At 70.3% G+C, this 25,837-nt stretch carries 26 protein-coding genes; 16 read left to right on the top strand and 10 right to left on the bottom strand.

The genetic code is table 11. The annotated features are described in order from the left end of the window. Window positions 1-60: 60 nt before the first annotated feature. The 3 genes from KIS93_RS26605 to hppD are packed head-to-tail and all read right to left on the bottom strand — an operon-like array spanning window position 61 to window position 3,108. Window positions 61-1,473 (bottom strand): M1 family metallopeptidase, encoded by a 1,413-nt coding sequence (locus KIS93_RS26605; protein WP_080045122.1) that lies wholly within the window; start codon window positions 1,471-1,473, stop codon window positions 61-63. Between the two features lie 47 nt (window positions 1,474-1,520). Further along, the gene (locus tag KIS93_RS26600) at window positions 1,521-1,964 is read right to left on the bottom strand and encodes an RDD family protein (protein ID WP_080045123.1); all 444 of its coding nucleotides are present in this window, start codon (window positions 1,962-1,964) and stop codon (window positions 1,521-1,523) included. 34 nt (window positions 1,965-1,998) lie between these two features. Continuing rightward, window positions 1,999-3,108, bottom strand: coding sequence for a 4-hydroxyphenylpyruvate dioxygenase (gene hppD / locus KIS93_RS26595; protein ID WP_080045124.1), 1,110 nt, complete (start codon window positions 3,106-3,108; stop codon window positions 1,999-2,001). 103 nt (window positions 3,109-3,211) lie between these two features. On the opposite strand from hppD, the gene KIS93_RS26590 reads away from it, so the two are divergent. Further along, window positions 3,212-3,694, top strand: a complete 483-nt coding sequence (locus KIS93_RS26590; RefSeq protein WP_080045125.1) for an Lrp/AsnC family transcriptional regulator — start codon at window positions 3,212-3,214, stop codon at window positions 3,692-3,694. Between the two features lie 217 nt (window positions 3,695-3,911). Then, window positions 3,912-5,963: a transglycosylase domain-containing protein gene (locus tag KIS93_RS26585; protein WP_230465785.1), complete on the top strand. Its 2,052-nt coding sequence runs from the start codon at window positions 3,912-3,914 to the stop codon at window positions 5,961-5,963. Window positions 5,964-5,974: 11 nt separating this feature from the next. Here KIS93_RS26585 and KIS93_RS26580 read toward each other — a convergent pair whose 3' ends face one another. Beyond that, window positions 5,975-7,978, bottom strand: a complete 2,004-nt coding sequence (locus KIS93_RS26580; protein WP_186404453.1) for a thioredoxin domain-containing protein — start codon at window positions 7,976-7,978, stop codon at window positions 5,975-5,977. An 81-nt stretch (window positions 7,979-8,059) separates the two neighbouring features. Between KIS93_RS26580 and KIS93_RS26575 the strand changes: the two genes are divergently transcribed. Continuing rightward, window positions 8,060-9,208, top strand: coding sequence for a hypothetical protein (locus KIS93_RS26575; RefSeq protein WP_080045128.1), 1,149 nt, complete (start codon window positions 8,060-8,062; stop codon window positions 9,206-9,208). Window positions 9,209-9,242: 34 nt separating this feature from the next. Here the strand turns inward: KIS93_RS26575 and KIS93_RS26570 are convergent, their stop codons facing one another. The 3 genes from KIS93_RS26570 to mca are packed head-to-tail and all read right to left on the bottom strand — an operon-like array spanning window position 9,243 to window position 10,638. Beyond that, window positions 9,243-9,524, bottom strand: a complete 282-nt coding sequence (locus KIS93_RS26570) for a GNAT family N-acetyltransferase (protein WP_080045129.1) — start codon at window positions 9,522-9,524, stop codon at window positions 9,243-9,245. Beyond that, entirely contained in the window at window positions 9,525-9,704 is a 180-nt protein-coding gene (locus tag KIS93_RS26565) for a hypothetical protein (protein ID WP_080045130.1), read from the bottom strand. A gap of 49 nt (window positions 9,705-9,753) precedes the next feature. Next, window positions 9,754-10,638, bottom strand: coding sequence for a mycothiol conjugate amidase Mca (mca, locus tag KIS93_RS26560; RefSeq protein WP_080045131.1), 885 nt, complete (start codon window positions 10,636-10,638; stop codon window positions 9,754-9,756). A 134-nt stretch (window positions 10,639-10,772) separates the two neighbouring features. Between mca and KIS93_RS26555 the strand changes: the two genes are divergently transcribed. From KIS93_RS26555 to KIS93_RS26500, 12 genes are all read left to right on the top strand, one after another. Further along, window positions 10,773-11,192 carry a DUF4307 domain-containing protein gene (locus KIS93_RS26555; protein WP_080045132.1) on the top strand — a complete coding sequence of 140 codons (420 nt, stop codon included), beginning with the start codon at window positions 10,773-10,775 and terminating at the stop codon, window positions 11,190-11,192. Between the two features lie 108 nt (window positions 11,193-11,300). Next, window positions 11,301-11,801, top strand: coding sequence for a transcription elongation factor GreA (gene greA / locus KIS93_RS26550; protein ID WP_043628806.1), 501 nt, complete (start codon window positions 11,301-11,303; stop codon window positions 11,799-11,801). Window positions 11,802-11,977: 176 nt separating this feature from the next. Further along, complete coding sequence (locus KIS93_RS26545; RefSeq protein ID WP_230465786.1) at window positions 11,978-13,165, top strand: C40 family peptidase; 1,188 nt, start codon at window positions 11,978-11,980, stop codon at window positions 13,163-13,165. Window positions 13,166-13,236: 71 nt separating this feature from the next. Beyond that, complete coding sequence (locus tag KIS93_RS26540) at window positions 13,237-13,758, top strand: hypothetical protein (RefSeq protein WP_080045134.1); 522 nt, start codon at window positions 13,237-13,239, stop codon at window positions 13,756-13,758. A 260-nt stretch (window positions 13,759-14,018) separates the two neighbouring features. Then, the gene (locus tag KIS93_RS26535; protein WP_080045135.1) at window positions 14,019-15,812 is read left to right on the top strand and encodes a phosphoenolpyruvate carboxykinase (GTP); all 1,794 of its coding nucleotides are present in this window, start codon (window positions 14,019-14,021) and stop codon (window positions 15,810-15,812) included. 187 nt (window positions 15,813-15,999) lie between these two features. Continuing rightward, window positions 16,000-16,953 carry a TIGR04222 domain-containing membrane protein gene (locus KIS93_RS26530; protein WP_080045136.1) on the top strand — a complete coding sequence of 318 codons (954 nt, stop codon included), beginning with the start codon at window positions 16,000-16,002 and terminating at the stop codon, window positions 16,951-16,953. A 2-nt stretch (window positions 16,954-16,955) separates the two neighbouring features. Then, the gene (locus tag KIS93_RS26525; protein ID WP_080045137.1) at window positions 16,956-17,771 is read left to right on the top strand and encodes an MbnB/TglH/ChrH family RiPP precursor modification enzyme; all 816 of its coding nucleotides are present in this window, start codon (window positions 16,956-16,958) and stop codon (window positions 17,769-17,771) included. Then, on the top strand, window positions 17,768-18,289 hold the full coding sequence (locus KIS93_RS63610) for an SCO6045 C-terminal-like domain-containing protein (RefSeq protein WP_222107629.1): 522 nt from the start codon (window positions 17,768-17,770) through the stop codon (window positions 18,287-18,289). Before KIS93_RS26525 ends, KIS93_RS63610 begins: the two co-directional genes overlap by 4 nt. A gap of 38 nt (window positions 18,290-18,327) precedes the next feature. Beyond that, entirely contained in the window at window positions 18,328-19,197 is an 870-nt protein-coding gene (locus tag KIS93_RS26515) for a DUF7064 domain-containing protein (RefSeq protein ID WP_080047481.1), read from the top strand. A 97-nt stretch (window positions 19,198-19,294) separates the two neighbouring features. Next, window positions 19,295-19,807, top strand: coding sequence for a hypothetical protein (locus KIS93_RS26510; protein ID WP_080045138.1), 513 nt, complete (start codon window positions 19,295-19,297; stop codon window positions 19,805-19,807). Between the two features lie 92 nt (window positions 19,808-19,899). Further along, window positions 19,900-20,661: an isoprenyl transferase gene (locus KIS93_RS26505; protein WP_080045139.1), complete on the top strand. Its 762-nt coding sequence runs from the start codon at window positions 19,900-19,902 to the stop codon at window positions 20,659-20,661. Between the two features lie 258 nt (window positions 20,662-20,919). Continuing rightward, window positions 20,920-22,188, top strand: coding sequence for a PhoH family protein (locus KIS93_RS26500; protein WP_080047482.1), 1,269 nt, complete (start codon window positions 20,920-20,922; stop codon window positions 22,186-22,188). Window positions 22,189-22,242: 54 nt separating this feature from the next. Here the strand turns inward: KIS93_RS26500 and KIS93_RS26495 are convergent, their stop codons facing one another. The 3 genes from KIS93_RS26495 to KIS93_RS26485 are packed head-to-tail and all read right to left on the bottom strand — an operon-like array spanning window position 22,243 to window position 24,844. Continuing rightward, entirely contained in the window at window positions 22,243-22,740 is a 498-nt protein-coding gene (locus KIS93_RS26495; RefSeq protein WP_155129073.1) for a hypothetical protein, read from the bottom strand. Beyond that, the gene (locus tag KIS93_RS26490; RefSeq protein WP_080045141.1) at window positions 22,737-24,170 is read right to left on the bottom strand and encodes a sensor histidine kinase; all 1,434 of its coding nucleotides are present in this window, start codon (window positions 24,168-24,170) and stop codon (window positions 22,737-22,739) included. Before KIS93_RS26490 ends, KIS93_RS26495 begins: the two co-directional genes overlap by 4 nt. Next, entirely contained in the window at window positions 24,170-24,844 is a 675-nt protein-coding gene (locus tag KIS93_RS26485; protein WP_080047483.1) for a response regulator transcription factor, read from the bottom strand. The genes KIS93_RS26490 and KIS93_RS26485 overlap by 1 nt, the downstream gene beginning before the upstream one ends. 285 nt (window positions 24,845-25,129) lie before the next feature. Here KIS93_RS26485 and KIS93_RS26480 point away from each other — a divergent pair, with 285 nt between their 5' ends. Next, window positions 25,130-25,825 carry an aggregation-promoting factor C-terminal-like domain-containing protein gene (locus tag KIS93_RS26480; protein ID WP_246005370.1) on the top strand — a complete coding sequence of 232 codons (696 nt, stop codon included), beginning with the start codon at window positions 25,130-25,132 and terminating at the stop codon, window positions 25,823-25,825. Window positions 25,826-25,837 lie beyond the last annotated feature (12 nt).

The raw sequence follows: 25,837 nt of genomic DNA, 5'->3' as shown, positions 1-25,837 counted from the left end.
TTCGTCGTTCGCCCTTACACCTTTACTTGGACCGGGCGACGAGAAGCGTTTCCGCGCAGGTCAGGCGGGTTTGCGAGGTTGGAAGAGCCAGGCGTCGAAGAGCGCGTCGAGGTTTTTGCCGGACAGCCGCTCGGCGAGCGCGACGAACTGCTCGGTGGTCACGTGACCGTAGCGGTGGGCGGAGGTCCAGGCTTTGAGCAGGGTGAAGAAGGTGGGGTCGCCGATGGCTCTGCGCAGCGCGTGCAGGGTCATGCCGCCGCGGATGTAGACGGACTGGTTGAACAGGTCGTCGGGCTTGGCGCGGCCTGGGGGATATTTCCACATCGGGTCGGCGGCGGGGCGCTTGAGCAGTTCTTTGAACGCGGCCTCCGCCGTCTTGGTGCCCTTGTGCTCGGCCCACAGCCATTCGGCGTAGGTGGCGAAGCCCTCGTTGAGCCAGAGGTCCTTCCAGCGCTTGATCGTCAGGCTGTTGCCGAACCACTGGTGCGCCAGCTCGTGCGCGATGATCGTCTCGTCGGGCTGGAAGCCGCCGTACAGGGGCTTGGTCTGGTTCTCCAGGGCGTAGCCGGCGGAGTAGTCGTCGACGATGCCGCCGGTGGAGGAGAACGGGTAGGGGCCGAACACGGTCGCCCAGTAGTCGGTGATCTGCCCGGAGAGCGTGTAGAGCGGGCCGAGCGCGCTCTTGAACCTGGGGTCGGTGGCGGCGAGGTTGGGGATGCCGGCGGCGGTGCTGCCCTGGCGCAGGTCGAACTTGCCGAGCGTGGCCGTCGCCAGGTAGGTCGCCATCGGGTGGCGCTCGCGCCAGCGGTAGGTGGTCTTGCCGCCGGAGGTGACGGGCTGCCCGACCATCTCGCCGTTGGCCAGGGCGGTCACCCCGGCGGGCACGGTGATCGTGAAGTCGAACGTGGCCTTGTCGGCGGGGTGGTCGTTGCTGGGGAACCAGGTCTTGGAGCCGTTGGGCTCGGAGGCCACGAACGCGCCGTCGGCGGTGGGGATGAAGCCGTAGGTGCCGAGGTTGGCGTTGTCGTTGGCCGGCTTGGGCAGCCCGCTGTAGACGACCTTGACCTTGAAGGAGATGCCGTCGGGGATGGCCCGCGCGGGCCGCACGGTCAGCTCGTCGCCTTTCCTGGTGAACGCGGCGGGCGTGTCGTTGACCGCGACCTCGCGCACGTCGAGCCCGGCCAGGTCGAGGTTGAAACCGGTCAGCTCGTGCTTGGCGGCGGCGCTGAGCGTGGTGACGCCGTCGAGCCGCTTGGTGGCGGGCGTGTAGTCGACGACGAGGTCGTAGTGGGTGACGTCGTAGCCGCCGTTGCCGTCGCGCGGGAAGTCGGGGTCGCCGATGCCGGGCGCGCCCGCGCGCCGGTCGGCGACGGTCTGCCCGGCGGCGGGCGGGGTGGGCTCGTCGGCGGGTGAGCAGGCCAGCACGCTGACGAGCGTGACGAGCATGGCCACCCCGCGTCTTTTGGAACGCATGAGAGTAACGAGCCCCCTTCAGTCCGTGACCTGAATATTACGCTGAGTCAGGCGTTCACGACGACCGTCCTGGCGGCCTTGTCGTGTACGGCCTGTTTGCGGGGGTCGAAGAGGATCCAGCCGAGATCCACGAGGGAGCCGACGCAGCACAGCCAGCCGAGCGCGGTGAACACGGCCTGCCTGACCGCTGCCTGCCCGACGCCTATTCTCCCGCCGAACTCGGACACGACACGGAGACCGAACAGCTTCTTGCCCAGAGTCTGACCGTTCCAGAAGGCGTGCAGCAGCCAGAAGTAGAGGAAGGCCACGAGGCCGGCCACGAAGGTGTGCTCGACGGGGTAGGGCTCAGTGCCGCCCCTGCTCCCGTCCCAGACGGGGCTCCAGCTCGTCCAGGTGAACGGCCCGACGGCGACGTTGACGATGAGCAGGTCGAGGACGCCGGCGAACAGCCGTCGCCAGCGCCCCGCCAGCCCTGGTGGCGGCAATCCCATGATGTCTGGATGACCCCCACCAAGTCGGGACAAACTAAAGGTTGCCCCTGCGTTCCTGCTCCCGCTCGATCGCCTCGAACAGCGCCTTGAAGTTGCCCTTGCCGAATCCGAGCGAGCCGTGCCGCTCGATGAGCTCGAAGAAGACGGTGGGCCGGTCCTGGACGGGCTGGGTGAAGATCTGCAGCAGGTAGCCGTCCTCGTCGCGGTCCACCAGGATGCCGCGCTTCTTCAGCTCCTCGATCGGGGCGCGCACCTGCCCGATGCGGGCGCGCAGCTCGGGGTCGTCGTAGTACGAGTCGGGCGTCTGCAGGAAGCTCACGCCGGCGGCCCGCATGTGGTCGACCGTGGTCAGGATGTCGTTGGTGGCCAGCGCGATGTGCTGCACGCCAGGGCCCCGGTAGAACTCGAGGTACTCGTCGATCTGCGACTTCTTGCGGCTGATGGCCGGCTCGTTGAGCGGGAACTTGACCTTGCGCGTGCCGTCGGCCACGACCTTCGACATGAGCGCGGAGTACTCGGTGGCGATGTCGTCGCCGATGAACTCCGCCATGTTCGTGAAGCCCATCACCTTGCGGTAGAACTCCACCCACTCGTCCATCTTGCCCAGCTCGACGTTGCCGACGCAGTGGTCGATCGCCTGGAACAGCCGGCCGTTCTTCGTCGCGGGCGGCGCGACGAGCGGCTCGGCGGGGACGTAGCCGGGCAGGTAGGGGCCGCCGTAGTTGGAGGTGTCGACCAGGGTGTGCCGGGTCTCGCCGTACGTGGCGATGGCCGCGAGCACCACCTTGCCGTGCTCGTCCTCCACGGTGTGCGGCTCGGCCAGGCCCTTCGCGCCGTGGGCGACGGCGTAGGCGTAGCCGGCCTCCACGTCGGGCACCTCGATGGCCAGGTCGATCACGCCGTCGCCGTGCTCGGCCACGTGCCGCGCAAGGTCCGTGCCGGGGCGCAGCGAGGCCCGCAGCTCGAAGGTGGCGCTGCCCGAGGTCAGCACGTACGCGGCCACGTCGGGGCTGCCGTTCTCCGGCCCCTTGTAGGCCACGAGCCGCATCCCGAAGGCGGTGGAGTAGTAGTGGGCGGCCTGCCGGGCGTTCCCGACAGCGAACACCACGGCGTGCATGCCGTTGACCGGAAAGACATCACTCATACCCCTAACTCTTGATTTGGCTGGACGAGTTGCGCAAGAGTTACTTGAATGAGTGGACAATCTGCCTAGTGTTCGGGCGAACTGTGCGGTAGATCTGTACAGCATGACGACGATCGACGAACTCGACTCCCGGCTGATCGCCCTGCTGACCGCCGAGCCCCGGCTGGGCGTGCTGGAGTGCTCGCGGCGGCTCGGCGTGGCCCGCGGCACGGTCCAGGCCCGGCTCGACCGGCTCATGGAGCGGGGGGTGATCACCGGTTTCGGCCCCGACGTGTCGCCCGCCGCGCTCGGCTACCACGTCACCGCGTTCGTCAGCATGGAGATCAGGCAGGTGGCCGGGCACGACCCGGTGGCCGACCGGCTGGCCCGCATTCCCGAAGTGCTGGAGGTGCACACGATCACCGGCGACAGTGATCTTTTGTGCCGCGTGGTCGCCAGGACGAACGCCGATTTACAGCGCGTCATCGATCGAATCGTCGATGTGCAGGGAGTGTTGCGGACGAATTCGATCATTGCGCTCGACACGCCGGTTCCCTATCGGGTGCTGCCGTTGGTCGCCGATGTTCCGCGTCGGGAGGGGCGATAGACGTACTATCGACAGGGGACTAGGCACCGTTGTCGATCGTTTACCCTTACCATTCGCCCAGCTTGCGGGGGTTGGACGAGGCTTGACGAGGGGGTCGAGGGTGCGGAGTGGCGGTGGTAAAGGAATGCGGAAGCGGCGGCGGATTCTCCGGGTTCTCCTGGTTTCCATAGGCACGGGAATCGTCGTACTGGCGGGGCTTTTCGCCATTGCCTGGGCATTGACTCCCATTCCCGACACGACGCAGAAGCAGGCGACCGCACAGGGCTCGGTGATCTATTACCGCGACGGTAAATCCGTGCTCGCCCGGCAGGGCATCGACCGCAGGAAGGTCGAGCTCGCCAGGGTGCCCGAGCACGTGCGCGACGCGGTCATCGCGGCGGAGAACCGCTCCTTCTACGAGGACGCCGGCGTCTCGCTCAAGGGCACCGGCCGGGCCGTCTGGTCCACCCTCACCGGGCAGCAGCTCCAGGGCGGCTCCACGATCACCCAGCAGCTCGTCCGCAACTACTACAGCGGGCTCAGCCAGGAACGCTCCGTCACCCGCAAGTTCAAAGAGATCCTCATCGCGATGAAGGTCGACCAGTCCAAGTCGAAGGACTGGGTGCTGGAGCAGTACCTCAACACGATCTACTTCGGCCGCGGCGCCAACGGCATCCAGTCGGCCGCCCGCGCCTACTTCGGCAAGGACGTCGAGGAGCTGACCGTGTCCGAGGGCGCCTACCTCGCCGCGGTGATCCAGCAGCCCAGCCGCTTCGCCGACCCCAAGGGCACCGACCTGGTCGCCGCCAGGGAGCGCTGGCAGTCGGTGATCAACGCCATGGGCCAGACCGGCGCGCTGACGGCCGAGCAGGTGGCCGCGCAGCAGTTCCCCGAGCTGACCACGCCGAAGAAGCCGTTCGAGCTCAAGGGCCAGGCCCAGTACATGCTGGAGCAGGTCACCGCCGAGCTGAACCGGCGCGGCTACACCGACGAGGACATCAACAGCGGCGGCCTCAAGATCGTCACCACGTTCGACAAGAAGCTCATGACCGCCGCCCAGCGCGCGGTCGAGGACACCCTGCCGGACGACACGCCCAAGAAGGTGCGCACCGGCCTCGCGGCCGTCGACCCCGCCACCGGCGAGGTCGTCGCCTTCTACGGCGGCAAGCCGTCGCAGTCGCGGTACTACGACAGCGCCTTCTCGGCCAAGGTCATGGCCGGGTCCACGTTCAAGCCGTACACGCTGGCCGCCGCGCTCGACAACGGCTTCGAGCTGTCCGACCGCGTCGACGGCAACTCGCCGCTGCGCGTCGCCTCCGCCTCCCAGGCCATCCCCAACGACGGCGACCGCTCCTACGGCCAGATCAACCTCGTCAGCGCCACCCAGAACTCCGTCAACACCGCCTTCGTGGACCTCGGCCAGAAGGTCGGCCTGGACAAGGTGGCCAAGGTCGCCGAGGCGGCCGGCATCCCCGCCGAGCAGCTCGACAAGCAGAAGGAGGCCGCCTCCTTCCCGCTCGGCGTCTCCTCCGTCAGCGCCGTCCAGAACGCCTCCGGCTTCTCCACCTTCGCCAACAAGGGCGTGCACGTGGAGGCGCACGTGGTCAAGTCCGTCACCGACGCGGAAGGCCGCAAGGAGGTCGTCAAGCCCGTCGAGACCAAGGTGGTGGGCGAGCAGGCCGCGGCCGACACCACGTACGCGATGCAGCAGGTCGTCAAGTACGGCACCGGCACCGCCGCCCGCCTCTACGACCGCCCGGTGGCCGGCAAGACCGGCACCACCGACGACTCCAGGTCCGTCTGGTTCAACGGCTTCACGCCGCAGCTCGCGGTCGCGGTGAACATGTTCCGCGACGACAACGCCACCGTCACCATCCCCGGCTACGGCACCCAGTTCGGCGGCCAGCTGCCCGCGCAGATCTGGCGCGAGTTCATGACCGTCGCGATGGAGGGCAAGCCGGTCGAGGAGTTCCCCGAGCCGTCCGAGTACGGCTGGACCTCCCGCTACTCCGAGCCCGACCGCGACACCCAGCAGCCCGACCAGGGCTACAGCCCGCCGCCCAGCCAGGACGGCTGGGACGACCGGCCCGAGCCCGGCACGACCCCGCCGCCGTTCTCCGACGAGCCACCCGTGACCGAGACCCCCGACGACGGCGGGCGCGGGCCCGACGAGCAGCCGGAGCAGACCTCACCGCCCGACACCGACCTGCCCGACCAGCCGTCGGTGCCGGAGGGCGGCGTGGACGAGGGCAGGGGCGGCCGTCAGGAACAACCGGGCGGCGGCCGCTGACCTCCGCCGTGTCAGCCCCCCATGAGCTCCGCGCGTAGCTCCTCGACGGTCGTCACCGGCATCCGGCAGGTGAACCCCCTGCACACGTACGCGGCGGGCGCCTCGCCCACCAGCCCGCGCCCCTCCAGGAGGGCGGGGAAGGCGGCCTCGCGCGGCACCAGCGCGTCGCCCGTGCCGCGGTCGACGGTGTCGCCCCTGCCGAGCGCCACCACGAGCCCCGGCACGTCCGCGAGCAGCGCCTCCCGGTGCAGCGCCGCCGTACGCGGATCGTCGGCCGGCCCGACGACGGCCACCTCCACGGGCCCCGACAGCGCCGCTCGCGCCACGGCCAGCCCCCACCCGGCGAACCGGGCGTGCCCGGCGGCCAGCACCGACACGGTGCCGAGCGCCGCCTGGGCGGCCTCGCGGTGGCGGGTGGAGCCGGTCAGCGCGCCGTAGGAGAGCAGCGCGCCGGCGGCCGCGTACTGGCCGGAGGGGGTGGCGTTGTCGGTCGGGTCCTGAGGGCGCTGGAAGAGGCGCTCGGCGTCGTCGGCGGTGTCGTAGAAGCCGCCGTCGTCGTCGGAGAAACGGGCGAGCACGGTGTCGAGCAGCGTGCCCGCCAGCCGCAGCCAGCGCGGCTCGCCCGTCACGCCGTACAGGGAGATCAGGCCCTCCGCCAGGTTCGCGTAGTCCTCCAGCACCCCGGCGTTCTTGCCGGCCCTGCCGTCTCTGGACGTGCGCAGCAGCCGGTCGCCGCGCACGTGCGTGGCGGCCATCAGCTCGGCGGCCGCCGTGGCCGCCGCCACCAGGTCGGGACGCTCGAAGACGGCGCCGGTCTCGGCCAGGGCCGCGATGACCAGGCCGTTCCAAGAGGCCACGACCTTGTCGTCACGCCCGGGGCGCACCCGCAGCTCCCTGGCGGCCAGCAGCCGGGCCCGCACGTCGGCGTAGCGCGCCTGGTCTTCGGGGTCGCGCAGGAGCTGCAGCACCGACGTGCCGTGCTCGAACGTGCCCGTGGGCGTCACCTCGAGCAGGCCGGCCGCCCACCGCCCGTCGTCCTCGCCGAGCACCTCGCGCAGCTCGCCGGGTGTCCAGACGTAGAACTTGCCCTCCACGCCCTCGCTGTCGGCGTCGAGGGCCGAGGCGAAGCCGCCCTCCGGCGTGCGCAGCTCGCGCAGCAGCCAGTCGGCCGTCTCCAGCGCGATCCGCCGGGCCAGCTCGCCGCCGCCCGCCTTCCACCAGTGCGTGTAGACGCGCAGCAGCAGGGCGTTGTCGTAGAGCATCTTCTCGAAGTGCGGCACGACCCACCGCGCGTCGACGCTGTACCGGGCGAACCCGCCGCCGAGCTGGTCGTACATGCCGCCACGCGCCATGGCGTCGAGCGTCTTGCCGCTCATCTCACGCTCGCCCGAACGCAGCAGGAACTCCAGCACCATCGACGGCGGGAACTTCGGCGCCCCGCCGAACCCGCCGCTGGCCGCGTCGAACGACTCCCGCAGGTTGTGCACGGCCTGCCGCAGCGTCTCCTCGCCCGGCAGCGGCCCGCTGGGCAGCGTGGTGTGCGTGTTGAGCGCCTCCACCACCTTCGCCCCCTGCTTGAGCACCGACTCCCTGTCGCCCGTCCACACGTTGTGGACCTCGGTGAGCAGGCGCTGGAAGTGCGGGCGCGGGAAGTACGTGCCGCAGTAGAACGGGTGCCCGTCGGGCGTCGCGAACACCGTCATGGGCCAGCCGCCCTGATGCGTCATGGCCTGCGTGGCGCCCATGTAGACGGCGTCGACGTCGGGCCGCTCCTCGCGGTCGACCTTGATGTTGACGAAGTGCTCGTTCATCAGCCGCGCCGTCTCGGCGTCCTCGAAGCTCTCGTGCGCCATGACGTGGCACCAGTGGCATGCCGAGTAGCCGACGCTGATGAGCAGCGGCACGTCACGCCGCCTGGCCTCCGCGAACGCCTCCTCACCCCACGGATGCCAGTCGACGGGGTTGTCGGCGTGCTGCAGCAGGTAGGGGCTCGTCGCGTCTTTCAAGCGGTTCATCAGGGACCTCCACCGCCCACCCTAGCCGGGCGGGCGGCGATGACTTGGCAGGCCGGTACGGCGTAGGTTACGCACGTGGATATGGACTTCGTCTGCGCCCAGGCCGGTCGCCCGGCGTCGGCCCTCACGCGCAGGGACGTGGCACGCGCGCTGCTCGCCGTGCCGTCGGGCGTGGCGCTCGTGGCGCTGCCCGACCTGCGGCGGGCCATGATGTCGGCGGGCAACCCGCTCTCCCTCGCCTTCTGGGAGTCGGCCAAGTCGACGCTCAGCTCGATCGAGGCGGGCGTGGCCACGGTGGGTGACGTGCAGCGGTGGGTGGAGTCCACGGGCACCGAGCCGATCCTCATGACGCCCAGCTACTTCGTCTGGCCGGAGGAGGACGAGCGCGGGCCCGTGGCGACCGAGATGTTCGCCCGGCTGGTGGCGTACCTGGAGGAGCGGGTCGAGGCGGGGGAGATCGACCCCGACGCGCTGGCGACCGGCGACCAGGACGCCCGCGCGGCCTACGAGGAGCTGCAGGAGCGCTGGCTGGGCACGCCGCTGCCCGACGGGCGGGTGCCCGGGTTCGCGGTCAGCGACGAGCAGGACGAGGAGCTGTTCGCGGCGTGGGACGAGGAGGAGGCGTTCGCGCTGTCGGAGCTGCGGCGGATCATGGCCGAGCTGCCCAAGCAGCCCGAGCTGCCCGTCGCGGAGCTGACGGCGGCGGCGGGCCGGCTGCGCGCGTTGCTCGCCCTGCCCGGCTACCCGGCCAACGTGCTGCGGGCCTGCGCCGGCTTCGGCGACCGGCCGGTGCCGGACGACGACGTGGAGCTGTGGCTGGCGGTCGCGGCGGGCGTGGCGGGGCCCATCTCGGACCTGTCGGACGGCGAGGACATGCTGGAGGAGTTCGCCGACCTCGACGGGGACCTGAGCGACGAGGACACCGCGCTGGCCAACCTCTGCGCGATCCAGCACGCCGACTGGCTGGCGGGGGTGGCGGCGCTCGTCCGGCTGGGGCCCGGGGTGCTGGCCTCGCCGGAGCGGATGGCCCGGCTCATCGCCGAGTCGGAGGACATCGACATCGACGAGCAGGACGACGACGACCTCGACGCGACGGAAGGGTTGTTCGAGTCGGTGGTGAGCCTGTGGCGCCACCTCGGCATCGTCGACCAGGACGAGGTGCTCACCCCGCTGGGCTGGTGGGGGCTGCCCAAGGCGCTGGAACGCGCCTGGACGCCCTCCTCCGAGTGAGGACGGCCACGCGTCCTCCTCCGAGTGAGGACGGCTACGCGTCCACCAGGCTCTGGAACTCGGGGTGGCGCTTGATGTACTTGGCGACGTAGGGGCAGCGCGGCTCGACGCGCAGGCCGGTGTCGGCGCTCGCCCGCAGGGCGTGCTCGACCAGCCGGCCCGCCAGGCCCTGCCCTTCGTAGGCGGGCAGCACCTCGGTGTGCGTGAAGACGATCTTCGTGGGCAGCAGGAGGTAGTCGGCGAACCCGGCGACCTTGCCGTCCACGAGGATCTCGAAGCGGCTCTCCGCCGAGTTGTCGACTGTTTCGATCGCCATCTACTTCTTGGCCTTCTCCTCGTCGCGGGCTTCGCCCTCGGCCTCGCCCTCGCGGGGCACCTGGATCTTCGACATCTGCTTGTTCATCGACTTGATCAGGATGTACAGGGCGAGCCCGAGCAGGGCCACGACGACGAACCCGAGCAGGCCCGGGCTCACTTCACCTGCTGCTAGAACCATCACCCCTCCAGTCTGCCACCAGGGGGTGATGGTCCGGCCAGAGGAGTGGTCAGTGGCAGGCGGGCTCGACCTCGTCGGCGTGGATGCCGGCGAACAGGTCGTCCTCGGGCAGCTCGGTGTCGACCAGCGAGCGGGCGAGGTGGTAGTCCTCCGTCGGCCAGATCTCCTGCTGCAGCTCGCGCGGGCAGACGAACCACCAGCTGTCGGGGTCGACCTGGGTGGCGTGCGCCTTCAGCGCCTCGTCACGGATCTCGAAGTAGTCGCCGCACGGCACGCGCGTGGTGACGGGCCACTTGGCGGGGCGGTCCTCCCAGCGGGAGATCCAGTCGGCGTACGGGGAGCCGAGGCCACGCTCGGTCATCGCCTCGTGCAGCGCCTCGAAGCGCTCCTTGGTGAAGCCCATCTGGTAGTAGAGCTTGAGCGGCTGCCACGGGTCGCCGGTGCCGGGGTAGCGGTCGGGGTCGCCGGCCGCCTCGAACGCCTCCACGGAGACCCTGTTGGTCATGATGTGGTCGGGGTGCGGGTAGCCGCCGTCGTCGTCGTAAGTGATGATCACGTGCGGCCTGAACTCGCGGACGGCGGCCACCAGCGGCGCCGCGGCGTCCTCCAGCTTCTGCAGCGCGAAGCAGCCCTCGGGGAGCGGCTCGTCCTCGTTCTCCGGCAGCCCGGAGTCCACGAAGCCCATGAAACGCTGCTCGACGCCGAGGATCTCGCGCGCCCTGGCCATCTCGGCCCTGCGCACCTCCGCGATGTTCGCCACGATCTCGGGCCGGTCCATCTTCGGGTTGAGCACGGACCCGCGCTCACCGCCCGTGAGGGTACAGACCAGCACTTCCACGCCTTCACGCACGTAACGCGCCATGGTGGCGGCGCCCTTGCTCGACTCGTCGTCGGGGTGGGCGTGAACGGCCATCAGCCTCAGCGGTGCACTCACGGGCTCGATGCTCCTCGGTAGGGACCGGTCAGTCGCCCAGAGAGGTTAGTTTCTGCTGGGCGGTCGCGAGGGCACACCCCTCGCGGGCGACAATTGTCTCGGATAACGCCGAGGGAGTGCAGGGAGATTCCGCCATGGTCACCAGAGATGCCGGGAACGGGCCAGTTCTCGGCACGCCCGACGACTTCCCAGACCGACCCAAACGAGGTGGCCGGCTGGTCGTCCACGTGGTGATCGGCGTGCTGGTGGCCATCATCGCCGGTGGCTGGGGCTACGTCATGTGGTCGATGACGGCCGGCGGGTCGGAGGCGCCGGCGCAGGTCGTGACGTTCAAAGTCAACGGGCCCAGCAGCGCCGAGATCACCTTTGAGGTGTACAAGCCAGACGATAGGGTGGCCGTCTGCCGGATCAGGGCTCTGGACGTCAATCATGCGGAAGTGGGCAGCAAGGAAGTAAGAATCGCGGCTGGTGAGGGTAGTAAGCAGCTCAAGGAAAGCCTCGACACGAGCGGTCAGGCGACTTCCGTCCACATCCAGTACTGCAATCTCGTATAGTGAGACATTTGGGGAAGCGTTCGAGCGGTTAAGTTGTTAGCCTTTCGCAATTCAACCGTACGCAACCTCAAGTGATCTCAGGGCCCCCTAGGCAAGCAAGGAGAACCCGTGGCCGACTCTCGCGATGAGAACGTCACCTGGCTGACGCAGGAGGCGTACGACCGCCTGAAGGCGGAGTACGAGTATCTCTCCGGCCCCGGGCGCGTCGACATCGCCAAGAAGATCGAGGCCGCTCGTGAAGAGGGCGACCTGCGCGAGAACGGTGGATACCACGCCGCCAAGGACGAGCAGGGCAAGATGGAGGCCCGGATCTTCCACCTCCGGCAGATTCTCGACAACGCCCAGGTCGGAGAGGCCCCCAAGGCCGAGGGCGTGGTGGGCCCCGGCATGACCGTGACCATCCGGTTCGTCGGTGACGACGACGAGGTCACCTTCCTGCTCGCCTCCCGCGAGGAGAGCGGAGCACCGATCGACGTCTACTCGCCCAAGTCCCCGCTCGGGGCGGCGATCAACGGGAAGAAGATCGGAGAGAAGGCCACCTACTCCCTGCCCAACGGACGGCAGAACACCGTCGAGATCCTCGAGGCTGTGCCGTACATCGGCAACTGACCCCCACGGACCACGACCGCCGGGCCCACGTCGGCCCGGCGGCGTTTTGGCATGGGCCAGCTCAGCACGGGCCTCACGGGCCTCATGGGACGGATCCGTACGCGCAGGGGTCCGGGATCCGGCAGGACCTCAGCTTCCTGGTCAAGAGCCGTAAGCGGCGCAACACGTACAAGCTGGTGCCGTTCATCGTGGTGGTCCTGGTCGCGGTGCTGACCGCCGACGTGCTGTTACTGACCCGGCCGGACGCCTCGCTGGCGCCCGGCGAGGCCGTGCGCGCCACCCCCAGGCAGACGCCGCTCGCGCAGAAGCGGCCCCTGCGGCAGCAGCCGCCCGCCCAGCAGACGCAGCCGCCGGCCCAGCAGCCCGTCACGACGGGGCAGCCGGTGGCGCCGCTGAGCAAGCTGCACAAGCCGAACCTGTTCGTGCTCACCAGCACGCCGTTCACGAACGAGATGCTGCAGAAGGTCGCGAGGCTGTCCGGCGTGCGGGCGCTGGAGCTGGCCGACGCGGCCTCGGTCACGCTCGACGGCAAGCGGGTGCAGACGCTGGCCGTCAACCCCTCCACCTTCCGCTCCTACACGCCCAAGGTGACCGCCTCTTCTGACGCGCTGTGGCAGAACGTCGCGGCCGGGGACGTGGCGGTCTCGTTCGTGCTCGGCAACGACGGCGGCCTGACGCTGCACAGCCGGGTGTCGGCGGGCGGGAGCCGGCAGCTGCGCATCGGCGCGTACGCCACCACGGGGTTCGGCGCCGTGGACGCGGTCGTGTCCAAGGAGGTCGGCCGCGCGCTGGGGCTGCCCCGCGACAACGCGCTCATCGTCAGCGCGCCGAAGGCGAACTCCGACACACTGGCCAGGAAGATCAAGAAGGTGCTGGGCAAGGGCACGCAGGTGGCCACGGTCAACCCGGTGCTGCCGCAGCCGCGGCAGAAGGTGACCGAGCGGAGCTGGCCGGCGGGCTCGTTCATGACCGGTGAGCAGCTCACGGTGGCGCTCCGGGCGGCGGTCTCCAAGCTGGGCCGCCCGTACGTGTGGGGCGCCGAGGGCCCCGACACCTTCGACTGCTCCGGCCTGGTCCAGTGGGCGTACGGGCAGGCGGGGGTGCGGATGCCGCGGGTGACGCACCAGCAGTGGGTGACGGGGCCGCAGGTGCCGCTGTCGCAGGCGCAGCCCGGTGACCTGCTCTTCTGGCGGAACGACCCGACGAACCCCGACTACATCTCCCATGTGGCGATTTATTGGGGTAACGGGAAGATGCTCCACGCACCCCGTACCGGTGACGTCGTGAAGATCGCCCCGGTGAACACCAGGAACCTGGCGGGCGTCGTCCGGGTCAGCCCCGTCGCGGCGGCCAAGGTCCGCTGACGCCTTTCCTCCACGGCAGGTCCTTCTAGCCTTGCGTGCGTTGCGGCTCGCAAGAGTGTAATGATGATTACATGGCAACAGACGACACGACCGCGCAGGTGCGGGCCTGGTTCACCGGCCGCCTGCCCGAAGGCTGGTTCACCGCGGCGCCCGAGATCGTCAGGGACCGCGAGGAGATCGCGGTGCTCGGCACCCTGCCCGACCCGCCCGCCGACACGCCCGAGGCCGAGCGGCCGGCCCTGATCGAGGGGCTGGCCAGGCGGTTCAGGGAGGAGACGCGGGAGCGGCGCATCGAGATCGCCAGGGAGGCCGAGCGCCGGTTCCGCCAGAAGGTGTCGTGGGGCGTGGTCTGCGGCGGCGAGACTGTGATGTTCACCACACTCTCCGTGCCCGTGATGACGCGGCTGCGCCAGGCCGAGCGCCAGGTGCTCGACACGCTCGTGGCCGCCGGCGTGGCCAGGAGCCGCAGCGACGCGCTCGCCTGGTGCGTCCGCCTCGTCGGGAAGAACACCGACGAATGGCTCGCCGAGCTGCGCGACGCCCTGCAGCACGTCGACCGCGTCCGCTCCGCGGGGCCCGACGTCCATTCATAGACCGTCCAGCGGAAACGGCTCACGGAAAGGACTAAACCACTGCGCTAATTGGTTTAGACCAGCTTAATTGGACTGGACCACTGGCCTCCGAAGGCGCCGGAAATTGCTCTTTTAAATCCTTCGCGGCTGGGTAGGCTCCCCCAATCATCAGGGCCGCTGCCTGCGGCGACACGCCCGGCCGACAGGTCTACGCCAATTGGCTTTCCGGGTGCTTCGTCGTTAATGATGACTGGGCCCTGAGAGAGTGGAGGAGTCAAGTCGTGTCCGTTTCCGTGGAAGTAGAAGCGCCCACCAGCAATAGCCAATTGGCCGCGTGGGTGAACGAGATCGCAGCCCTCACCCAGCCGGACCGCGTCGAGTGGTGCGACGGGTCGGAGGAGGAGTGGACTCGGCTCACCAACCTCCTCGTGGAGCAGGGCACGCTCACGCGTCTGGCCGCCCGGCCCAACAGCTTCTACGCCAAGTCCGACCCCACCGACGTCGCGCGGGTCGAGGACCGTACCTTCATCTGCTCCGAGCGCCGCGAGGACGCCGGGCCCACCAACAACTGGATCGCGCCCGCCGAGATGCGCCAGACGTTCGGCGAGCTGTTCAAGGGCTGCATGCGCGGCCGCACCATGTACGTGGTGCCGTTCTGCATGGGCCCGCTGGGCGGCGAAATCTCCCAGCTCGGGGTGGAGATCACCGACTCCCCGTACGTCGCCGTCTCCATGCGGATCATGACCCGGATGGGGGATCGGGCGCTGCGGCTCATCGAGGAACGCGGCGACTTCGTCAAGGCGGTCCACTCCGTCGGGGCCCCGCTGGAGCCCGGCCAGGCGGACGTGCCGTGGCCGTGCAGCTCCACCAAGTACATCAGCCACTTCCCCGAGACCCGCGAGATCTGGTCCTACGGATCCGGCTACGGCGGCAACGCGCTGCTCGGCAAGAAGTGCTACGCGCTGCGCATCGCCAGCGTGATGGCCCGCGACGAGGGCTGGCTGGCCGAGCACATGCTCATACTCAAACTCACGCCGCCCTCCGGCGAGACCCGCTACATCGCCGCGGCCTTCCCCAGCGCCTGCGGCAAGACCAACCTCGCCATGCTCAAGCCCACGATCCCGGGCTGGAAGGTCGAGACGATCGGCGACGACATCGCCTGGATGCGGTTCGGCGAGGACGGCCGCCTGTACGCGATCAACCCGGAGGCCGGCTTCTTCGGCGTGGCGCCCGGCACCGGCCAGGTCACCAACGCCAACGCCATCGAGACGCTGTGGGGCAACAGCATCTTCACCAACGTCGCGCTCACCGACGACGGCGACGTGTGGTGGGAGGGCCTGACCGAGGAGCCGCCGGCCCACCTCACCGACTGGAAGGGCCGCTCCTGGACGCCCGACAGCGACGAGCCGGCCGCCCACCCCAACGCCCGCTTCACCACGCCGGCCTCGCAGTGCCCGACCATCGCGCCCGAATGGCAGGACCCCAAGGGCGTGCCCATCTCGGCGATCCTGTTCGGCGGCCGCCGCGCCACCGCCGTGCCTCTGGTCACGGAGTCGCTGAGCTGGCAGCACGGCGTCTTCCTCGGAGCCAACGTCGCCTCCGAGAAGACCGCCGCCGCCGAGGGCAAGGTCGGCGAGCTGCGCCACGACCCGTTCGCCATGCTGCCGTTCTGCGGCTACAACATGGGCGACTACTTCGGCCACTGGCTGGAGATCGGCCGCCGCGAGGGCGCCGAGCTGCCGCGCATCTACTACGTCAACTGGTTCAGGAAGAACGACGAGGGCAAGTTCGTCTGGCCCGGCTTCGGCGAGAACAGCCGCGTGCTGAAGTGGATCGTGGAGCGGCTCAACGGCGAGGCCAAGGCCGTGCCCACGCCGATCGGCCTGCTGCCCGCCGACCTCGACACGCAGGGCCTCGACCTGTCGGAGGAGGACCTGCGCCTGCTGCTGACCGTCGACCGGGACGTGTGGCGCGAGGAGGCGGCGCTGATCCCCGCCCACTTCGACACGTTCGGCAGCCACCTGCCCAAGGAGCTGTGGGACGAGTACAACGCCCTGCTCGACCGCCTGGGCTGACGGGAACTCACGGCGCCGGCGTCCGCGTGACGGCCGGCGCCGTTCGCGTGTCGCCGCCACGGCACGGTGATGTAACCCGCGGGAGCTAAACGAGCAAAACCCCGGCCCCCGGCACCCCGGCCTCTACCTTGCGGATAAGTGTCTTTCCGGCACGCAGGCTGATCGGCCGCACGAGGGGAGGCCGCACATGGACCTGTTCCTGCTCATCGTATCGGTGGCCATCGCGGCTTACGCCGCTGTCACCACTTCCGCCATCACCCGGGCGCACGCCGCGATCAGGTCGGCCGCCACGGGATCCGGGCTGGGGGAGCTCGGCCACTACGACCTGGCGTACCTGGTCGGTGGCCCCACCAGGGTGGCCGACACGGCCATCGCCATCCTCGCGGAGCGGCACGAGCTCCGCGTCTCGCGCGGTGGACGGGTGCACCGCGTCATCACCAGCACGACCGCACGGGAGCCCATCGAGGAGGCGGTGCTGGGCGTGGTCGCCACCCGCTCGGGCCTGCCCGTGATGTCGCTTAGGATCGAGGCCGTCAGGAGCCTCGCCATGGAGGAGATCAAGCAGCGCCTCACGGCGCAGGGGCTGCTGCTGCCCGACGGGGCGTTCGTCCAGGCCCGCAGGCTGAGCGTACGGCTGCGGGTGCTGTCGGTGCCCGCGTACGCCGGGTTCGCGATCGAGGGCCTGACCATGGCCCTGGCCCCGAACCTGCACGCCCTGCTCGCCACGCTCGTCTTCCTGGGCACGATGATCGGCGCGGAGGCCGTGCTCGGCAACCACCGCCGCATCGTGCGGCACACGCTGACCGAGTCCGGCCGGGACGCGCTGGACTCGGCCAGGCGGGCCCACGCCCCCGGCGCCGACGGGCCGGTGCCGCTCGCGCTCTACGGCCTCGGCGAGCTGCGCGACGCCAAGCTGCGGGCCGAGCTCAGCCGGCGGGCGCCCCAGCGGGAGCGGCGGCCCAGGAGCTCGTACGCGGGCAGCGGCTCGTCCCGCCGCGGCGGCGCCTGGTACGGCGGCAGCGGCTCGCACGGCGGCGGCTCCTACGGCTGCGGCGGCGGCTCGTCGAGCTGCGGAAGCGGATCGTCGGGCTGCGGCGGGGGCGGCGGCTGCGGCGGCGGTGGCTGCGGCGGGGGAAGCTGACCATGGCGAGCCTCGGAGTGGGCATCGGCTGGCGGCCCGAGCTGGACCTGACCATCGAGCGGATGGGCGGCGTCGACTTCCTCGAAGTGGTCGCCGAGAACATCCGGCCGGGCCGCCTGCCGGAGTCGCTGCGCGTCCTGCGGGCCAGGGGCCTGCCGGTCATCCCCCACGGGGTCTCGCTAGGGGTCGGCGGCGCGGAGCCGCCCTCCCCGGCCCGGCTGGCCCACCTGGCCGCGTGCGCGCAGGCACTGGACGCGCCGCTGGTCAGCGAGCACCTGGCGTTCGTCCGCGGCGGCGGCATCGAGGCGGGGCACCTGCTGCCGGTGCCGCGCACGCGCGAGTCGCTGAAGGTCGTCATCGAGAACGTGCGCAGAGCCCAGGACGCGCTGCCCGTCCCGCTGGCCCTGGAGAACGTCGCGGCCGTCTTCGGCTGGCCCGATGACGAGCTGACCGAGGCGCAGTTCCTGGCCGAGCTGGTCGCCGCCACCGGCGTGGGGCTGCTGATCGACGTGGCCAACCTCTACACCAACCAGGTCAACCTGGGCCTGCCGGCCGTGGCGGCGCTGGACACGCTGCCGCTGGAGCACCTGGCGTACGTCCACGTCGCCGGCGGCTACGAGCACCACGGCATCTGGCACGACACGCACACCACGACGGCCCCCCAGGCCGTCCTGGACCTGCTGACCGAGCTGTGCTCCCGGGTCACGCCGCCCGGGGTGCTGCTGGAGTGGGACGACGAGTACCCGAGCGACGCGGTGCTGGCGGACGAGCTGTCCAGGATCAGGGCCGCGATGGCGGTGCCGGGGCAGGCGCGATGACCCCGATGGAGGCGCGGCGGCTCGCCGGCGCACAGGGGCCGCCGACGCAGCCGCCGCAACTCACCGCCCCACCACTGGAAGTATCGGAGCAGGCCGCACAAGAGCAGGCCGCCCAAGAGCAGGCCGCACCAGAGCGCGTCTCACCGGAGGAGGCGCGGGAGCGGGACGAGGAGCGGCGCAGGCGGCTGGCGGAGGCGCAGGGGCGGGTCGTGGCCGCCCTGGTGGCAGGGGCGGAGGTGCCCGAGGGTTTCGACCTGGAGCGCATGCGCGCCCAGGCCGTCAGCCTGGTCTCCAAGCGGCGCGCGATCGTGGCGAGGCTCCGCCCGGACGCGGCCGCGGCGGCGGGCCCTGACCTGGCCGCCGAGTTCGCCGCGTACGCGCGGGCCCGCGCCACGCCCCCGCCCGGCTACCGCGCCGACGCCGACGACTTCGCCGCCTGGCTGCGCGAGCGCGGCCGGATGCCCGGCGAGCCGCCCCCGAAGCGCCGCTGGTGGTCGCGCCTGCCTGGCATACGCTGATCCCGGCCGGGTTCGGCAGCAAGCGCTTGGGAGGCGGCATGCGGATCGTCAACATGGGCGAGTGGCCCCTGGGCCCGGAGGACGAGCGGCGGCACGCCCCCGGCGGCGAGCCGCTGTGGAACGAGTCCTGGTACTACGACTTCGTCTCGGAGGACGGCAGGGCGGGCGGCTACGTCCGCCTCGGCCTCTACCCGGCGTGGGGCCGCGCCTGGTACTGGGCCTGCCTGGTCACGGCCGACGGCGACCGGGTCGAGGTGATCGACCACGAGGCGGCACTGCCCCGGGGCGACCTGGCGGTGGCGGGCCCGGGCTACACGGCCGCGCACGCCACGACGGACCCCTTCGAGCGCGCGCACATCCGGCTGAGCTCCGCCGAGCTCAGCCTGGACCTGGAGTTCCGCACGGCGGGAGGCGCGTACGGCTACGCGCTCACCCCGCGCTACGAGGTTCCCTGCGAGGTCACCGGCACCATAGGCGGCCTGCCCTTCCGGGGACACGGCGAGCGCGACCACAGCTGGGGCGTGCGCGACTGGTGGTCGATCTCGTGGTTGTGGAGCAGCGCCCGCCTGGACGACGGCACGTACCTGCACGGCATGCGCGCGAACGTGGGCATGGAGCTGCCCTGGCCGGCGTTCCTGGCGGCCAAGGGGGACCTGGCGCATGTCGAGGGCTTCGGGGCGGCCACGGTGTTCGACGGTGACCGGCCGGTGGAGTCGGTGCTGCGCTTCCCCGGCTGCGTCACGACCGTGCGGCCGGTCGCCTTCGCCCCGGTGACGCTGACCTCGCCGGAGGGCGTGGCGGCCCGGTTCGCCAGGGCGCTGTGCGCGTACGAGACCGAGGACGGGCGCACGGGCCACGGCTGGACGGAGTGGCACCAGCCACCGGGCTGGCGCGAGCACGTGTGGTAGCCGCGGGTTCAGCGAGCACGCCTGGTAGCCGCGGGTTCGGCGAGCACGCCTGGGATTCACGGGTTTAGCGCGGAGGGGCGGGGATACGGGGGAGGGCATGGGAGGTCTACGCTGCGTCGATGGGTCCTATCTGTCCGTTACGCCCGTCGCGTGCACGGACAGCGTCGGCGCGCCGTACGAGATCACTTTGGAGCTGCACCGCGACGGCACCCCGTACGGCAGCGTGGGTGAGCGTTGCGGCCACCTGCTGGCGCGCCTGGCGCGCGGCGTTGATGAGGCCCGCCAGGGGCGGGGCGCGGCCAGGCGCTGGGCCGACCCCGACGACCGTTTTCCCGGGGAAGGGCCCGACGGCGAGCTGTTCTCCTTCCGCTACCTGACCAGGGCCGGGCTGGGCGGCGGCGAGCTGCGCTGCCAGCTGCGCACCATCCCGGTCTGGCAGCCGGGGCCGGGGGAGTGGCGGGTGACCAGGAGGGCGTTCGTGGAGGCGTGGGGCGCCACGGGGGTGGGCATGCGGGCGGTCCTCACCTCGGCGGAGCTGTCGGTGTTCGTGCGCGAGCTCGTGGATGAGGCGGAAGGGTGTCTGAAAGGTAGAGACTCTGCGGAGGAATAGTGTAGACGGAGCAGGCACGGGCGTTTCGCGGTGATAATTGCCTGTTGGGGCATTGCGCCAAGGGGCACAAGTCACCGCTGGGGAGGCACTCCGTGGGCCTGCGCGATCTGGTCTACCGGCTGTACGAGCGCCGGCTGGAGGCCAAGCTGTCGAAGGACAGCATCCCCCGGCATGTCGGGGTCATCATCGACGGCAACCGCCGCTGGGCGCGCGCCATGGGCCTGCGTGACGTGTCCACAGGTCACCGCAAGGGCGCGGACAAGATCTCCGAGCTGCTGGGCTGGTGCCGCGAGCTCGGCGTCGAGGTGGTCACGGTGTGGATGTTGTCCAACGACAACCTCAACCGGCCGAGGGAAGAGCTGGAGCCGCTGCTGCGCATCATCGAGGACGTGACGCGGGAGCTGGTGGCGGAGGGCTGGCGGATCAGCCCCGTCGGCGCGCTCGATCTGCTGCCGGACAGAACCGCCAATGTCCTAAAAAATGCAAAAGAAGCGTCATCACACCGTCCGGGCCTGATTGTGAACGTTGCAGTTGGGTATGGAGGAAGACGTGAGATTGCCGATGCGGTGCGCTCACTGCTCCAGGAGCACGCGAGCAGGGGAGCGAGCATCGAGGACCTCGTGGAGGTACTCGATGTCGAGCACATCGCGGAGCATCTTTACACTCGCGGCCAGCCCGACCCGGACCTCCTCATCCGGACCTCGGGCGAGCAGCGCCTGTCCGGTTTCATGCTCTGGCAGAGTGCTCACTCCGAGTTCTACTTCCACGAGGCCTACTGGCCGGACTTCCGCAGGGTCGACTTCCTGCGGGCGCTGCGCGATTACGCTGCGAGACACCGGCGTTACGGTTCCTGACACGACAATCGGGTATCCAGGACGTAACGTTGGAAGTGTCCGGTCACAGGTCGGACATTTCGGAGAGGGCCCGCCTTTGCACCAACACTTGCCGAGGGGGGCCGGACTCCGGCACCGACGGCAGCTCGCGGTCGGGGACGCGGGTCCGGTCCGATTCCCACCTCGTCTGCAGGGTGCCCGCACCTATGGGCGCCCGGGGGAGAACGTGTGGCAGTGTCCTCGAGCAACCCTACTCACCAGTCGGCCAAGCGCACGTACGTGCTGGACACCTCGGTCCTGCTAGCCGACCCGGCGGCGATGACCCGGTTCGCCGAGCACGACGTGGTCCTTCCCATCGTGGTCATCACGGAGCTGGAAGGTAAGCGGCACCATCCGGAGCTCGGCTACTTCGCCCGCAAGGCCCTGCGCTACCTGGACGACCTGCGCGTTCAGTACGGCAGGCTGGACGAGGCGATGCCGACGGGGGACGGCACGATCAGGGTAGAGCTCAACCACAGCGATCCGTCCATCCTGCCCGCGGGCTTCCGCCTCGGCGACAACGACACGCGCATCCTGACGGTGGCCCGCTCGCTGGCCAGCGAGGGCTGCGACGTCGTCCTCGTCTCCAAGGACCTGCCGATGCGGGTCAAGGCCGCCTCGATCGGCCTGGCGGCGGAGGAGTACCGCGCCGAGCTGGTGCACGAGTCAGGCTGGACGGGCATGGCCGAGGTCCAGGTGACCGCGGAAGACGTCGAGACGCTGTTCGAGACGGGCACCGCGGACATGGAGGAGGCCAGAGACCTGCCCACGCACACGGGCCTGCGGCTGCTGTCGGCCAAGGGCTCGGCGCTCGGCCGGGTGCAGCCGGACAAGTCGGTGCGCCTCGTCCGCGGCGACCGGGAGGTCTTCGGCCTGCACGGCCGCTCCGCGGAGCAGCGCATCGCGCTCGACCTGCTGATGGACCCGGAGATCGGCATCGTCTCGCTGGGCGGCCGGGCCGGCACCGGCAAGTCGGCGCTGGCGCTCTGCGCGGGCCTGGAGGCCGTCCTGGAGCGCCGCCAGCACCGCAAGGTCATCGTCTTCCGCCCCATCTACGCCGTCGGCGGCCAGGAGCTCGGCTACCTGCCCGGCACCGAGGGCGAGAAGATGGGCCCGTGGGGGCAGGCCGTCTACGACACGCTCGGCGCGATCACCTCGCCCGAGGTGATCGAGGAGGTGCTCGACCGCGGCATGCTGGAGGTGCTGCCGCTGACGCACATCCGCGGCCGGTCGCTGCACGACGCGTTCGTGATCGTGGACGAGGCGCAGTCGCTGGAGCGCGGGGTGCTGCTGACGGTGCTGAGCCGGATCGGCGCCAACTCGCGGGTGGTGCTCACCCACGACGTGGCCCAGCGCGACAACCTGCGCGTGGGGCGGCACGACGGCGTGGTCGCGGTGGTGGAGAAGCTGAAGGGTCATCCGCTGTTCGCCCACGTCACGCTGACCAGGTCCGAGCGCTCCCCGATCGCCGCGCTGGTGACGGAGATGCTGGAAGACATCACGATGTAGTGCTCAGTCGAGCCTTTGAGCAGTGATGCTCAGTTGAGCACCGAGCAGTGATGCTCAGTTGAGCTCAGGGCACGTGTGCCGCCCCTCGTCCTTCGGGGGGCGGCCCTCGTTCTCCCGCACGATCTTGACGACCTCGAACGCCGCGTCCTGCTGGGCCGTGCAGACGATCTGCGCCATGCCGAGCTTGGTCAGCGTGCCGTCGCCGCTGATGTAGACGGTCAGCGTCGAGGTGCGGGGGAGCTGGATCTCGTCGCGCTGCGGCGGGTTGATGGAGTTCCTGGTCCGCAGGTACGTGAAGCCGCGCAACGCGGTGTCCCGGTCGCCGAGCGGGTGGGCGGAGGCGTCGAAGAGCGCGGTCAGCACGCTGTCCACGGTGTCGTCCTCGACGTCGGCGGGCTCCCGCATGAGCTTGCCGTTCCTGAGCAGGAAGATCGTCTTGGTGGGCGGCGGGATTCGGACGGTGGGGGCGCTGCCCCGGTCCTGGACGTCGGTGGGCAGGATGCCGCAGCCGGTCATGGCCAGCAGCAGGACGACGGCGACGAGAGCTCTCATATGTGCGGCAGCCAGACCGTGAAGAGGGTGCCCGGGCTCTTCGGGCGTACGGAGATGGTGCCCCCGTGCAGCTGGACGTTGGCGCGGGCGATCGCCAGGCCGAGGCCGCTGCCCTGGCTGCGGGCCCGGCCCGCGCCGGCCTTGAAGAAGCGGTCGAAGACGTGCGGCAGCGCCTCGCGCGGGATGCCCTTGCCGTGGTCGCGCACCTTCACCTCCAGGCCGTTCTCGGTGGCCCTGGCGCTCACCACGACCGGGGGCAGGCCGTGCTTGAGCGCGTTGCCGACCAGGTTGGCCACGATGACGTCGAAGCGGCTGGGGTCGAGGTTGGCGGTCAGGCCCTGGGAGGCGTTGACCGTCACCTTGTCGGTCCAGGCGCGCACCTCCAGGCAGTCCTGGATGGAGTCGGCCACGTTGACCGGCTCCAGGTTGAGCGTGGCCGTGCCGGCGTCGAAGCGGCTGATCTCGATGAGGTGCTCGACCAGCTCGCGCAGGCGTTCGATCTCCCTGAGCACCAGCCGGACGGCCTGCGCGGGCGCCTCCGGCAGGTGCTCGGCCTCGTCGGAGAGCATGTCGGCCACGGCGGTCATGGCGGTCAGCGGCGTGCGCAGCTCGTGGGAGACGTCGGCCACGAACCTGCGGGACATGGCCTCCAGCGAGCGCAGCTCCGACACGCTCAGCTCCAGCGCGGCGGCGGCGTCGTTGAAGCGGGCGGTGAGCCCGGCCAGCTCGTCCTGGCCGTGCACGGGCAGGCGGGTGTCCAGGCGGCCCTGGCCGAGCGCCTGGGCGGCCGCGCTCAGCCGGCGCACCGGCAGCAGCACCTGCCGGGCCGACAGCAGCGCCACGACCAGGGCGATGAGCACGATGACCAGGCCGGTCCAGGCGAGCGTGGTCCTGAGCGCCTCCAGCTGGCGCTCGTCGTCGTGCATGGGGAAGAAGACGAACGCCCGCAGGCCGGTCGCCTCCGGCCCCGCGGAGCCGTCGCGGTAGACCTCGGCGCCGACGATCAGGTAGAGCTCGTTGTCGATGATCTTGCGCTGGGTGACGACGCTCTGCTTGGCCCGGCCGTGCAGCTCGTTGGGGACGTCGCTCATCGACATGGGGCCCTCGGAGGCGACCATGGTGCCGTACTCGATCAGCGCGCTGCGGCCGGGGCCGCTGAGCGCGTGGGCGACCCGGGTCAGCTCCCTGGAGGTGGGGGCGGCCTCGCCGGGCCGCAGCTTGCCGATGGGGAAGTCGATGCTGCTGAGCTCCCTGGTCACCAGCTCCAGCGAGGTCGTCTCGGTCCTGGTGATGAGCGCGGTCTTGGCCAGCTCGTACCCGATGGTGGCGACCAGGAGGGAGGCGGTGACGGCGACGAGGGTGAAGGTGATGACCAGGCGGGCGCGCAGGCCCGTGGGGCGGGGGATCGCGCGGGGGATCAGGCGCGCCATCACGGGGGGCTGAACCGGTAGCCGAAGCCGCGCACGGTGTGGATGAAGACGGGCTCGGCCGGCTTGGGCTCGATCTTGGCGCGGATGCGCTGCACGCAGGCGTCCACCAGGCGGGAGTCGGCGATGTGCGTGTGGTCCCAGACGGCGCGCAGCAGGTAGCGGCGGTTGAGCACCTGGCCGGGGTGCCGGACGAGCTCCAGCAGCAGCCGCAGCTCCGTCGGCGTCAGGTGGATCTCCTTGCCGGCCAGCGTGACCTTGAGCGCGCCCCGGTCGATCACGAGGTCGCCGAACGTGATGCGGTCGGAGGCGGCGGACTCGGCGCGGCGCAGCACGGCGCGGATGCGGGCGTCCAGGACGCGCGGCTCGACCGGCTTGACCACGTAGTCGTCGGCGCCCGCCTCCAGGCCCACCACCACGTCGAGGTCGTCGCCCCTGGCCGTGAGCAGGATGACGGGGAGCTGGTCGAGCTTGCGGATGCGGCGGCACACCTCGACGCCGTCGATGCCGGGCAGCATGACGTCGAGGATCGCGATCTCCGGGCGCCGGGCCCTGATGTGGTCGAGCGCCTCCTCACCCGTCGCGTACGACGTGACGGAGTGCCCCTGCCTGGTCAGCGCCAGCTCAAGAGCCGTGCGGACCGAGGGGTCGTCTTCTACGAGGAGGATGCCAGCCACGCGCACATTATTATTCCTTGTCCCGAATACCCGGTATGTGTCACCAAACTGTGACACGGCGTGGATGAGATCCAGAAGATGGGCGGGGACCCTGAAAACGGCTTCCCTTCGGCGACGGGGGTGCGAAGGGGAGCCCCTCCGTGCTGTGACCAAAGTCACATATTTCCGGAAACGCGGAGGTTACCTGCTGGTTGGTGAAATTTACGCCAAGCGATTCCCGCGTTTAGGTTGCGGACCACCCCCCATGACAGGGCAAGCTCATGATTCGTGAGCCCCGGTCCGCAGTTGAGCGAGCGCCCCCCGAAGGAAGACCTCCCCTCGGCGCGCCGGCCTTCGCGCTTCACTCCCAAGCGCGTCATCATCACCACCCTCTCGCTGGTGATCGTCATCGGTGGCGGCGGCTTCGTCGCCTACCGCGCCGTCCAGAACGCCAACGAGCCGAAGCAGACGCCGATGTCGCTCACCGACCTCGGCAAGCTCGCCAGCGGCGACCTGTACGCGCCCGACCCCGAGGCCGACCTGCTCAAGGCCGAGGCCGAGCAGGCCTACCGCGCCGACCAGCTCAAGAAGGAGCGCTCGGGAGCGGCCGGCAAGGGCCTCGACTGGGTGGTGCCCAAGAAGGCGCCCGGCGGCGACGGCTTCCCGGCCCAGAACTTCCCGCCCGGCAGCAACCCCTCCCCGGGCAGCAACAAGGCCACCGCCAAGGCGATGCTGGCCTCGTTCGGGTTCGGCGCCGACCAGTGGGGCTGCCTGGAGAGCCTCTGGCAGAAGGAGAGCGGCTGGAACGAGCGGGCCATGAACCGCTACTCCGGCGCGTACGGCATCCCGCAGTCGCTGCCCGGCAGCAAGATGGCCAGCGCCGGCGCCGACTGGCAGACCAACGCGGCCACCCAGATCAAGTGGGGCCTGGGCTACATCAAGGGCCGCTACGGCTCGCCCTGCGCCGCCTGGGGCCACTCGCAGTCCGTCGGCTGGTACTGAGCCCGCCGATCG

It is taken from the genome of [Actinomadura] parvosata subsp. kistnae (assembly GCF_900323885.1).
In the GTDB taxonomy this organism is placed as follows: domain Bacteria; phylum Actinomycetota; class Actinomycetes; order Streptosporangiales; family Streptosporangiaceae; genus Nonomuraea; species Nonomuraea composti.
The sequence above is the reverse complement of the archived record's forward strand: the minus strand, read 5'-3'. Positions and strand labels throughout refer to the sequence as shown.